Origin of the sequence: Inquilinus sp., from assembly GCF_039594555.1 — a bacterium.
Classification (GTDB): Bacteria; Pseudomonadota; Alphaproteobacteria; order DSM-16000; family Inquilinaceae; genus Inquilinus.
The window spans coordinates 1-11,346 of the sequence record NZ_JBCNNF010000222.1 but is presented as its reverse complement, the minus strand read 5'-3'; the positions used below and the strand labels follow the sequence as shown (position 1 = coordinate 11,346).

At 70.3% G+C, this 11,346-nt stretch carries 9 protein-coding genes and 1 riboswitch; of the genes, 6 read left to right on the top strand and 3 right to left on the bottom strand.

Annotated features, from left to right (window positions below):
• Positions 1-113: 113 nt before the first annotated feature.
• Together ABDW35_RS22040 and ABDW35_RS22035 are read right to left on the bottom strand one after the other, a co-directional pair.
• Positions 114-1,214, bottom strand: a complete 1,101-nt coding sequence (locus tag ABDW35_RS22040) for an anhydro-N-acetylmuramic acid kinase (protein ID WP_343716030.1) — start codon at positions 1,212-1,214, stop codon at positions 114-116.
• Positions 1,215-1,276: 62 nt separating this feature from the next.
• Complete coding sequence (locus tag ABDW35_RS22035) at positions 1,277-2,836, bottom strand: serine hydrolase domain-containing protein (protein WP_343716029.1); 1,560 nt, start codon at positions 2,834-2,836, stop codon at positions 1,277-1,279.
• A gap of 178 nt (positions 2,837-3,014) precedes the next feature.
• Here ABDW35_RS22035 and ABDW35_RS22030 point away from each other — a divergent pair, with 178 nt between their 5' ends.
• From ABDW35_RS22030 to ABDW35_RS22005, 6 genes are all read left to right on the top strand, one after another.
• Positions 3,015-4,517 (top strand): ABC transporter substrate-binding protein, encoded by a 1,503-nt coding sequence (locus ABDW35_RS22030; protein ID WP_343716028.1) that lies wholly within the window; start codon positions 3,015-3,017, stop codon positions 4,515-4,517.
• Positions 4,518-4,704: 187 nt separating this feature from the next.
• Positions 4,705-5,655 carry an ABC transporter permease gene (locus ABDW35_RS22025; protein ID WP_343716027.1) on the top strand — a complete coding sequence of 317 codons (951 nt, stop codon included), beginning with the start codon at positions 4,705-4,707 and terminating at the stop codon, positions 5,653-5,655.
• The gene (locus ABDW35_RS22020; protein WP_343716026.1) at positions 5,652-6,521 is read left to right on the top strand and encodes an ABC transporter permease; all 870 of its coding nucleotides are present in this window, start codon (positions 5,652-5,654) and stop codon (positions 6,519-6,521) included. The genes ABDW35_RS22025 and ABDW35_RS22020 overlap by 4 nt, the downstream gene beginning before the upstream one ends.
• Positions 6,518-6,988, top strand: coding sequence for a GNAT family N-acetyltransferase (locus ABDW35_RS22015; RefSeq protein ID WP_343716025.1), 471 nt, complete (start codon positions 6,518-6,520; stop codon positions 6,986-6,988). The genes ABDW35_RS22020 and ABDW35_RS22015 overlap by 4 nt, the downstream gene beginning before the upstream one ends.
• A 68-nt stretch (positions 6,989-7,056) precedes the next feature.
• Positions 7,057-7,134: riboswitch (SAM riboswitch) on the top strand.
• Between the two features lie 43 nt (positions 7,135-7,177).
• Positions 7,178-8,392 (top strand): O-succinylhomoserine sulfhydrylase, encoded by a 1,215-nt coding sequence (metZ, locus tag ABDW35_RS22010; protein WP_343716024.1) that lies wholly within the window; start codon positions 7,178-7,180, stop codon positions 8,390-8,392.
• 285 nt (positions 8,393-8,677) lie between these two features.
• On the top strand, positions 8,678-9,079 hold the full coding sequence (locus ABDW35_RS22005) for an SH3 domain-containing protein (protein ID WP_343716023.1): 402 nt from the start codon (positions 8,678-8,680) through the stop codon (positions 9,077-9,079).
• Positions 9,080-9,119: 40 nt separating this feature from the next.
• Here ABDW35_RS22005 and ABDW35_RS22000 read toward each other — a convergent pair.
• Positions 9,120-11,346, bottom strand: a 2,227-nt coding sequence (locus ABDW35_RS22000) for an efflux RND transporter permease subunit (RefSeq protein ID WP_343716022.1), incomplete at its 5' end; no start/stop codon positions are given.

The following is an 11,346-nucleotide window of genomic DNA, read 5'->3' as shown; positions in this document are numbered from 1 at the left end:
GTCATGCCCGGGCTCGACCCGGGCATCCAGGAGCTTCCTGGCGAGACCTGCCCATAGTGGCCCCTGGATCGCCGGGTCAAGCCCGGCGATGACAAAAGGAGGGGAGACGGGCATCACGCCGCCCAGGTCAGCGGGCGGTGCAGCACGCCGCCGGTCATCGGCCGGGGCACGCCGGTGGTGGTCGGCAGGCTCAGCGGCAGCCCGTCCAGCGAGCGCACGGCGAGGAAGGCGAAGGCCTGGGCTTCCAGCGCGTCGCCGTCCCAGCCCACCGCCTCGACCGGGTCGACCGGCACGCCCAGCGCCTGGCGCAGCCCGGCCATCAGCGTGCCGTTGTGCCGGCCGCCGCCGGTCACCAGCCAGCATCCCGGCGCCGCCGCGAAGTGCCGGCGCGAGGCGGCGACCGAGGCGATCGTGAAGGCGGCCAGGGTGGCGGCGCCGTCGGCCAACGACAGGCCCTCGACTGCCGCCATCGGGAAGTCGTTGCGGTCCAGCGATTTCGGCGGCGGCGCGTCGAAATAGGGGTGGGCCATCAAGGCATCCAGCCGGTCTTCGGCGATGCGGCCGCTGGCGGCGATCCGGCCGTCCTCGTCATAGCGCGCACCGGTGTGGCGCTGCACCCAGTCGTCGATCATGGCGCTGGCCGGGCCGGTGTCGAAGGCGGTGATGGCGCCCTCTTCGATGACGGTGACATTGCCGACGCCGCCCAGGTTCAGCACCGCCAGCGGCCGCGGCAGGCCCCTAGCCAAAGCGGCGTGGTACAGCGGCGCGAAGGGCGCGCCCTGGCCGCCGGCAGCGACGTCGGCGGAGCGGAAGTCGTTGACGCAGGGGATGCCCAGCGCGGCCGCCAGCCGGGCGCCGTCGCCCAGCTGCCGGGTGAAGCGCCGCTCCGGCCGGTGCAGCACGGTCTGGCCGTGCATGCCGACCACGTCGATCTGCTCCGGCGCCAGCCCGGCCTCGTCCAGCAGCCGGCGCACGGCGGCGGCGTTCAGGTCGGTGACGGCGGCGGACAGGTCTGCCAGCGCCTCGTGCTCGGCCCGGGCCGGGTCGCGCGCCACCGCCAGCAGGGCGTTGCGGACGTCATCGGTGTAGGGCGTGGTCGAGGCGGCGCCGCGGACGAAGACAGTCTCGCCGTCGGTCTCGATCACCGCCACATCGACCCCGTCCATCGAGGTGCCGCTCATCAGGCCGATCGCGGTGCGCCGTGGTCCGGGCATGCTTGGTCTCCCCGCTTGAGTCGTCAGGGACGATAGCGCCGAAGCGGGTCGGACGGGACCTCCTATTCGCGCCGGAACATGTAGGACTGGTTCTCGATGGTCAGGCGCAGCAGCGGCGTCGTCCCATCCGTGTCGATCTGGAACTGGGCGAAGCCGCTCGGGCTGGGGCCGCTGTTCGCGACGATGGCGGCGAACCGGCCCACCGGAAGCTGCCGGATGGTGAAGACGCTGCCGTCCCATGGCTCCAGCTGCAGCGCGGCGCCGCCGCTCTGCAACTCCAGCACCGCGCCGTCGCCATCCGGACGCAGCACGGCCTTGCCCAGGCTCGGCTCGGCATAGCCGCCGGCCAGGGGCGCCAGCGGCGGGGCCGGCTGCGGGTTCACCGGCCGCACGAAGGCTTTCGCCGCCCCGGCGTACCGCGCCTTCGCCGCGTCGAGCGCGGTGGCGACATGGTCGACACGCGGATTGTCCAGCAGCCGGTCCAGCACCCAGGCGCCGATGGCGTCCGGGAACCCGACATTCTCCTCATTGGTCAGGACGACGACGCCGACATCCTTCTCCGGCACGAAGCCGACATAGGCGCCGTAGCTGGGCGTGCCGCCATTGTGCCAGATGACACGGCCGTTCGGCGTCAGCACGCCGACCCAGCCCATCGCATAGAACGCCTTGTCGGTGATCCCCACCCGCGGGGTCCGGGTCGCCGCCATGGCCTCCGCCGAGACGACGCGGCGCCCGTCGAAGCTGCCGTCGCGCAGCTGCAGGCGCAGCCAGCGCGCCATGTCCTCGATGGTGGAGTTCATGTCGCCGGCGCCGCCGAAGGCATAGGGGAAGATCGGGGTGAACGGCACCTCCACCGTGCCGTCGGGCGTCCAGCGATGGCCCTGGGTGTGGTCCGGCGCGGCCTCGATCGCGTCGGCGGTGGTCGATGTCTCGGCCATGCCGAGCGGCTCCAGCAGGTCCTGGCGCAGCACCGCGTTCCAGTCGGCCGCGCCCTCACCGCGCGCGACGATGCGGCCGGCCAGCAGATGCGTGATGTTGGTGTAGGCGAAGGTGGAGCGGAAGCTCGACACCGGCTCGACATTCCGCAGCGACCGGATCAGCGCTGCCTCGTCCAGCCCGAGGATGCCGAGCGAATCATTGGCATAGGGCGGCAGGCCGGAGCGCTGGGCTAGCAGGTCGAAGACCCGGAACTCGCGCGTCACCCACGGATCCTTCAGCTGGAACTCGGGATCGAGGTCGACGACGCGGTCGTCCCAGCGCAGCTTGCCGCGGTCCACGGCGATCGCCAGGGTGGCGGCGAGGAACGCCTTGGTGGTCGACCCGATCTGGAACACCGTCCGGGTTCCGACCTCGCCGCCCTTGGCCTTGCTGCGCACGCCGAAGCCGCGGGCATAGACCAGCCTGTCGCCGCTGACGATGCCGATGGCCAGGCCAGGATTGTCGAATGCCTTCATGCCGGCCGTCACATAGGCGTCGAGCTCGGGCTCCAGCGCCTGAATCCGGGCGTCCATTGGCATCACGCTCTCCGCGGCCCGCGCGGTTGGGCCGGCCATGGCCAGGGCGAGGAGGGCGAGCGTCGCGGCGGCGAGGCGCCGCCGGGTGGTCCCCGCTGGTGTGATCATCAATCCCTCCTGAAAATCGCGCATGAAAATTTCCGATACGGGGAACATTGTTATCACGAACCGGTCCGCAGCGGTCAAAGCGGAACGAAACGCCGGCCGGCGCCCGATCGATTGACCTTCCCCGGCGAACGCGCCTTACTGGCCCCAATCAACAGAGGGGGGCTGGAGGATGGGGCGGATGATTCGGGCGTCGCTGGCGGTGTCGGCGGCGGTAGCGGCAGCCCTTGCCGGGTCGATGGCGGCGGCGCAGACGCTGGAGGTCGCGACCGACCAGTCGCCGGTGGGGCTGGACCCGCATGTCGCCACCTCCTTCGCCACGGTGCTGGTCAATGGCGCGGTCTATGAAGGGCTGACCGGGATCGACAAGGATCTGAAGGTGATCCCGGAGCTCGCCGAGTCCTGGACCGTCTCGCCCGACGGCCTGACCTATGTCTTCACCCTGCGTCAGGGCGCGAAGTTCCATGACGGGGCGCCGGTGACGCCGGCCGATGTCGCGGCCAGCTTCGCCCGGGTGCGCGACCCCAAGACCGGCTCACCCTATGCCAGCCGCATCGACATGGTGAAGTCGGTCGAGCCGACCGGCGACCGCCAGGTGACTGTGACGCTGGCGACGCCATCCGCCCCGTTCCTGGCCAACCTGCCGCAGATCGTGATCGTGCCCGCGGCGGCGGCGACCGGCGGCATCGACCTCCAGCGCAAGACCGACGGCACCGGGCCGTTCACGCTGAAGGAATGGGTGCCGGACACCTATCTGCTGCTGGCCAAGGTCGACGGCTACTGGCAGGCCGGGCTGCCGAAGCTGGACGCGGTCAAGATCAACATCGTGCCCGAGGCGTCGACCCGGCAGGTCGGCATCTCCGGCGGCACCTACCAGCTGCTGCCGAATGTCGACCCGACCACGGCGGCGACGCTGCAGGGCACGCCCGGCGTCACCCTGCTGGAGACGACCGACCTGTCCTACACGCTGGTCGGCATGAACGTGTCGAAGCCGCCCTTCGACAACCCGAAGGTGCGCGAGGCGCTGAACACCGCGATCGACCGGGCGCAGATCGTCGAGGCCGCCTATTTCGGCAAGGGGCAGCCCGGCGGGCCGCTGTCGCCGGCGCTGAAGGACTGGGCGCTGCCGGTCTCGGACTATCCCTGCTACGCCGCCGATCCGGAGAAGGCGAAGGCCCTCCTGGCCGAGGCCGGCGTGGCCGTGCCGCTGAAGGCCGAGTTGAAGGTGCTGGGGTCGAACCAGAACGTGGTCGACGTCGCCCAGGTGGTGCAGGCCCAGCTCAACGCCGCCGGCTTCGAGATCGCGCTGAACGTGCAGGAGCAGGGCACTTTCATCCAGGACTGGCGCAACTCCAACTTCCAGCTCTTCGCCTCGATCAATGGCGGCGTCGCCGATCCGGACGGCTACATGTTCCGCACCTTCCGCACCGGCGGGTCGACCAACGTGTTCAAGTACTCGGACGCCGAGACCGACAGGCTGCTCGATGCGGGGCGGACGACGCTGGACCCGGCCAAGCGCAAGGCGATCTATGCCGAGCTGCAGAAGCGCCTGGCCTGCGACGGGCCGATCGCGCATCTGGTCTACGGCCAGCTGTTCACCGCCGTGCGCGACGGCGTGACCGGCTACGAGATCACCGGCAACCGCTCCACCCGCTCGCTGCGCCAGACGGCGCTGGAGAAGTGATGGGGATGCTGGTGCGTGCGGATCGGCAACTCTTCAACCCTCCCCCTCCCCTTGCGGGAGGGGGGCGGGGGGAGGGGGCTGCCGGCCAAAGGACTCGGTTGCTCTCACGGCACGAGCCCCCTCCCCCTACCCCCTCCCGCAAGGGGAGGGGGAGAGTGGTCTGGGAACGGTCGGGAAGGGTGTCATCGTGGCCCGCTTCCTGACCGGGCGGCTGCTCGACCTGCTGGTGGTGCTGTTCGGGGTCTCGGTCGTCGCCTTCCTGATGATCCGGCTGATCCCGGGCGACGCGGTGCAGATCATGCTCGGCGCCAACAGCGAGGTGACGCCGGACCGGATCGCCGCCCTGCGCCAGCGCCTCGGCCTCGACCAGCCGATGGTGACGCAGTATCTCGCCTGGCTCGGCGGGCTGCTGACCGGCGACCTGGGCACCAGCCTGTGGACCGGCCGGCCGGTCTTGGAGGAGATCACGGCCCGGATCGGCGTCACCATCGAGGTGACGCTGCTGGCGCTGGCCGCCTCGGTGGCGCTGGCGGTGCCGGCCGGCTGCCTGATGGCCTATTTCCGCAACTCGGCGCGGGACTACCTGGTCCGGGTGGTGACCATCGCCGGCGTCACCGTGCCCTCCTTCTGGCTCGGGGCCCTGCTGATCTATCTGTTCCACGGCGTGTTCCCGGCCTTCCCGGCGATCGGCTTCGTGCCGCTGGCCGACGACCCGCTGGGCAACCTGCAGCGCATGCTGCTGCCGACCATCGCGCTGGCCGTGCCGGTGCTGGCGTCGCTGTCGCGCATCGTCCGCTCCGCCATGCTCGACGCGCTGGGGCAGGACTATATCCGCACTGCCCGGGCCAAGGGCGTCAGCGAGCGGTCGGTGGTGTTCCACCACGCCTTCCGCAACGCCATGATCCCCTTCGTCACCGCGCTCGGCATCTCCGCCGGCTACCTGTTCGGCGGCGCCATCGTGGTCGAGCAGGTCTTCGCCCTGCCGGGCCTCGGCCGGCTGATGCTCGGCGCGATCGCCGAACGGAACTACCCGCTGATCCAGGCGGCGATCCTGCTGGTCACCGCCGGCTTCGTGATCGTGAACTTCGTCACCGACATGCTCTACGCCGCCCTCGATCCGCGGATCGGCCTCAGATGACGGCGCCGCTGCCCGAGACCCTGGCGCCGCCTTCTCGCCGCCGTATCGCGGCGCCGCGGCACCCGCTGGTCTGGATCGGCGGGGCGCTGGTGCTGCTGCAGGTCGCGGCGGCGCTGCTGGCATCCTGGATCGCGCCGGACGACCCGCTGGCCCAGCATGTGATCCGGCGGATGAAGCCGCCCGGCGCCGCCGCCTGGCTCGGCACCGACCAGTTCGGCCGGGACGTGCTGTCGCGCATCCTCTACGGCTACCGCGCCTCGCTCGCCGCCTCGGCCAGCGCGGTGCTGCTGGCGCTGGTCGTCGGCGGCAGCCTGGGCGTTGCTGCGGCGCTGCGCGGCGGCTGGCTCGACCGCGCCGGCATGCGGCTGATGGACATCCTGTTCGCCTTCCCGATCATCCTGCTGGCGATCGGCATCGTCGCCATGCTCGGGCCGGGGGCGACCACCACGGCGCTGGCGATCGGCGTGGTCTATATCCCGGTCTTCGCCCGCCTGCTGCGCGGGCCGGCGCTGGTGGTCGCCGGCAGCCAATATGTGCTCGGTGCCCGCGCCATCGGGGCGGGCGAGGGGCGGGTGCTGTGGCGCCACGTGCTGCCCAATCTCGCCAGCGTGATCCTGGTCCAGGCCAGCCTGTCGCTGTCGACGGCGATCCTGGTCGAGGCGTCGCTGTCCTTCCTCGGCCTCGGCACCCAGCCGCCGACGCCGTCGCTCGGCCGCATGCTGGCGGAGGCACGGGGCTACCTGCTGCTGTCGCCCTGGGATTCGATCTTCTCGGGCCTTGCCATCCTGTTGGCGTCTTTCGGCTTCAACCTGCTGGGCGACGGGCTGCGCGACGCGCTCGATCCCAGGCTGCGGGGCAGCGGATGATGGGCGATGTGAAGACGATGGTGACGGTCCGGCCACCGCTGGCGGCGGACCTGCCGGCTTTGGCCGAAGTGGCCTGGCGCAGCACCCGCGCAGCCTTCGAGCATATCCTTCCGGCCGCGATCCTCGACCGCAAGCGGCCGGAGGATTTCGCCCGGCGCTTCGCGGCGCGGATGGCCGACCTGCGCATCGCCGTGGATGCGGAGGGCCTGCCGCTCGGCTTCTCGCTGATGACCGGATCGCATCTCGACATGCTGTTCGTCGACCCGGCGGCGCAGGGCCGGTCGGCCGGCACCGCCCTGCTGTCCGACGCGGTCGAGCGCGGCTGCCGCACGCTGGAGAGCTTCGCCCACAACCGGCTGGCCCGCGGCTTCTACGAATCCCGCGGCTTCCGCCTGTGCCGGGAGTACCGCCGGCTCTATGAGGGGCTCGACCTGCCCTTCGTGCTCTACGCCCTGGCCGAGGGGTGAGGGGCAGCATTGCCCGAAACGCATTGCCCGATCGCCGTTTTGCCGATAAGTCTTGGGTCGCCGCCCTGGACGCGGCTCGTGGTGATTTGAAGCCGACCGGCTTGCGGCCACGTTAATCTCCGCTAAAAGGTCGGGTGCGCGCAGGTCCCGCACGCAACCGCCTCCCGGTCGGGTCGAGGAGTCGGTGCAATGGATCGATACGAAGCCCCGCAGTCGAGCGAAGACGAATTCGGCCCCGAGACCACGCTGATCCGCGGCGGCGTCCGACGAACGCCCTATGGCGAGACCTCCGAGGCGATCTTCCTGACCTCGGGCTTCGTCTATGACAGCGCCGAGGCGGCCGAGGCGCGCTTCACCGGCGAGCAGCCGGGCTTCGTCTATTCCCGCTACGGCAACCCGACGCTCGAGGTGCTGGAGCAGCGCCTGGCCCTGCTGGAAGGGGCCGAGGGCTGTCATGTCACCGCCAGCGGCATGTCGGGGGTGTTCACCGCCCTGTTCTGCCATCTGCGCGGCGGCGACCATGTGGTGGCCAGCCGGGCGCTGTTCGGCTCCTGCTTCGTCATCCTCGGCACGATCCTGCCGCGCTACGGCATCACCACCACCTTCGTCGACGGCGGGGACCTCGCGGCCTGGGAGGCGGCGATGCGGCCGAACACACGGGCGGTGTTCCTGGAGACGCCGGCCAACCCGACACTGGACCTGGTCGACGTCGCCGCGGTGGCGAAGATCGCCCATGCCGCCGGCGCCAAGGTGTTCATCGACAACGTCTTCGCCACGCCCTTGGGGCAGAAGCCGCTCGAGCTCGGCGCCGATGTGGTGATCTACTCCGCCACCAAGCATATCGACGGCCAGGGCCGCGTGCTGGGCGGCGCCGTGCTGGCGGACAAGAAGTTCCTCAACGACGACTTCCTGCCTTATTACCGGCACACCGGCCCGGCCCTGTCGCCCTTCAACGCCTGGGTGCTGGTGAAGGGGCTGGAGACGCTGGGCCTGCGGGTCGAGCGCCAGGTCGCCAGCGCCCACCGCCTGGCGCGGCTGATCGAGGCGCATCCGGCCGCGAAAGCGGTGCGCTACCCCTGGCTGGAGAGCCACCCCCATCACGAACTGGCGAAGCGCCAGATGAAGAACGGCGGCACGCTGGTCTCGCTCGACCTGGGCAGCAGGGCGGCGGCCTTCGCCTTTCTCAACGCGCTTCAGCTGGTCGACATCTCGAACAATCTCGGCGACACCAAGTCGCTCGCCACCCATCCGACCACCACCACCCACCGGGCGATGGAAGCGGCGGACCGCGCCGCCATGGGCATCACCGAGGGGCTGGTGCGCCTGTCGATCGGGCTGGAGGGCATCGAGGATCTGGAGCGCGACCTGTCCCGCGCGCTGGACGCGGCCCGCCGGGCCGGCTGATTTCGTCGGGGCATTCACCACCACCCGTCATCCCTGGCGCGGCGCAGCACGAAGTGGTGCGCCGCAGAACCGGGATCTCCTCGACCATCCGAGATCCCGTGTCTGCGCAGCGGCACTTCGCGCCGCAGCGCGCACGGGATGACAATCCTTTGATCGACCCACCGATATGAGGCCGAGGCGACCCGGGGGTGAGGCACGGCGCCGCGCCCCCTGATCCGCGCGACCGGATTCCAGCCCGGCCGCGTTGAAGCGGACGAAGGGGGATCCATTCCCTGGAGTTCGATCATGAGATGGAAGCTCGCCCTGGCGGCTGCGGCCGGGCTGGCGATGACGGCCCTGACGGCGACGGCGGCCAACGCCGCGCCGGGCTACACCACCACGTCGGTCCGCCTGCGCGCCGGGCCCGGCGCCGACTATCCGACGGTCGCGAGGGTGCGGCCGGGGGTGCCGGTGCAGATCTTCGGTTGCCTCGGCGGCTGGGCCTGGTGCGACATCGGCATCGGCCCTGACCGCGGCTGGGCGCCCGGCCGTTTCCTGGCGGCGGATGTCGAGCATCGCCGCCGGGTGATCGTCGAGGCGGCGCCGGTGATCGGCGTACCGGTCATCACCTTCGATGCCGGCCCGTACTGGGACAACTACTACCGCGGCCGGCCTTGGTACCGCGACCGCGGCCACTGGGTGCATTGAGCTGATGAGAAGGGGCGGCTCCCGCGGGAGCCGCCCTTCGTCATTCGGCCGGCGTGCTCGGCGCCTCGGCCCGCGGCTTGGGCGCGATCGAGCCGCCCAGCAGCTTCTCATGCACCCATTCGCGCACGCGCTGCAGGGTGACGTACAGCATCGGGATCAGGAAGATGCCGATGGCCGAGGCGGCGATCATGCCGCCGAACACCGAGGTGCCGACGCCGCGCCGGCTGGCCGCGGCCGCGCCCGCCGCCGTCACCAGCGGCACCAGGCCCAGGATGAAGGCGAAGCTGGTCATCATCACCGGCCGGAAGCGCAGCTTGGCGCCCTCGATCGCGGCGTCGGCGATCGTCATGCCCTCCTCGCGCTTGGCCTTGGCGAACTCGACGATCAGGATGCCGTTCTTGCTGGCCAGGGCGATCAGCACGACGATGCCGATCTGGGCGTAGACGTCGTTCGACAGCCCGGCGATCCACAGCGCCGCCAGGCCGCCGACGATGCCGACGATGACCGACAGCAGCACGCCGACCGGGATCGACCAGCTCTCATACAGCGCCACCAGGAACAGGTAGGCGAACAGCACGGCCAAGCCGAGGATGAAGCCGGTCTGGCCCGCCGCCTCCAGCTCCTGCAGCGCGGTGCCGGTCCATTCGAAGCCGTAGCCGGCGGGCAGGGTGGCGGCGGAGACCCGGGTCATCGCCGCCAGCGACTCGCCCGAGCTGTAGCCCGGCGCGGCGCTGCCCAGGATGTTCACCGCGCGGTAGTTGTTATAGCGGGTGATGAACAGCGGCCCCAGCTGCTGCTGGGCGTCGACCAGAGACCGCATCGGCACCATCTGGCCGGACGAGGAGCGGACATAGATCCGGTAGATGTCGTCGACTGTGCGCCGGTCGTTGGCCTCGCCCTGGGCGATCACCTGCCAGGTGCGGCCGAACAGGTTGAAGTCGTTGATGTAGAAGCCGCCCAGCGTCGCCTGCAGTGCGTTGAAGATGGCGCTGACTCCGACGCCGAGATTCTGCGCCTTCTCGCGGTCCAGGTTCAGGAAGATCTGCGGCGTGTTGGCGTTGTAGGAGGTGAACACCTGGGTCAGGCCCGGCGCCTGGTTGGCGGCCACCACCAGCCCCTGGGCCACCGCCGCCAGCTCGTTCGGGCTTTTGCCCTCCAGATCCTCGAGCTGGTACTGGAAGCCGCCGGCGGTGCCGAGGCCGATGATCGGCGGCAGGTTCAGGGGGATGATCAGCGCGTCGCGCACGCCGGCGGTGCGGATCGCCACCTGGCGGATCACGTCGAACACCGTGATCCCTTCCTTCACCCGCTCGTCGAAGGGCTTCAGCGCCACCACCAGGAAGGCTGCGTTCGGCTCAGCCAGCCCGTCGATGAAGCTGCGGCCGACCACGCCGGTGATGTCGGCGACGCCGGGGATGTCCTTGACCAGGCCTTCGACCTGCTCGGTCACCTGCAGGGTGCGGCTGACCGCGGCGGCGGCCGGCAGCTTCATCTCGACGAAGAACAGCCCCTGGTCCTCGTCCGGCAGGAAGCCGGTCGGGGTGGCGCCGTTGATCACCCAGGCCAGCCCGCCGAAGGCCGCGATCAGCAGGATCGACAGCACCGCCAGCCGCACCAGCCGGGCGACGATCCAGGCATAGCCGTCGCGCACCTTGTCGATGCCGCCGGACACCCGGCCCATGATCCGCCCGTACAGCCCCGGGCGATGGCCGTGCTGATGCTGTTTCAGGAACACGCCGCACAGCGCCGGGCTCAGCGTCAGCGCGTTCAGCGCCGAGATCAGCATCGCCACCGACACGGTGACGGCGAATTGCGAGTACAGCTCGCCGGTGATGCCGGGGATGAAGCCGACCGGCACGAACACCGACAGCAGCACCAGGGTGATGGCGATGATCGGCGCGGTGATCTCGCGCATCGCCAGCTTGGTCGCCTCCTTGGCCGGCAGCCCTGTCTCGGCCATCACCCGCTCGACATTCTCGACCACGACGATGGCGTCGTCGACGACGATGCCGATCGCCAGGATCATCGCGAACATCGAGATGGTGTTGGCGGAGAAGCCAAAGGCCAGCAGCACGGCGAAGGTGCCGATCAGCGACACCGGCACCGCGATGATCGGGATCAGCGTGGCGCGCAGGTTGCCGAGGAACACGAACACCACGATCGCGACCAGCACGAAGGCCTCGAGCAGGGTCTTGATCACCTCGCCGATCGTCTCGCTGACGAAGACGGTGGTGTCGTAGGTGATGCGATAATCGACCCCGGCGGGG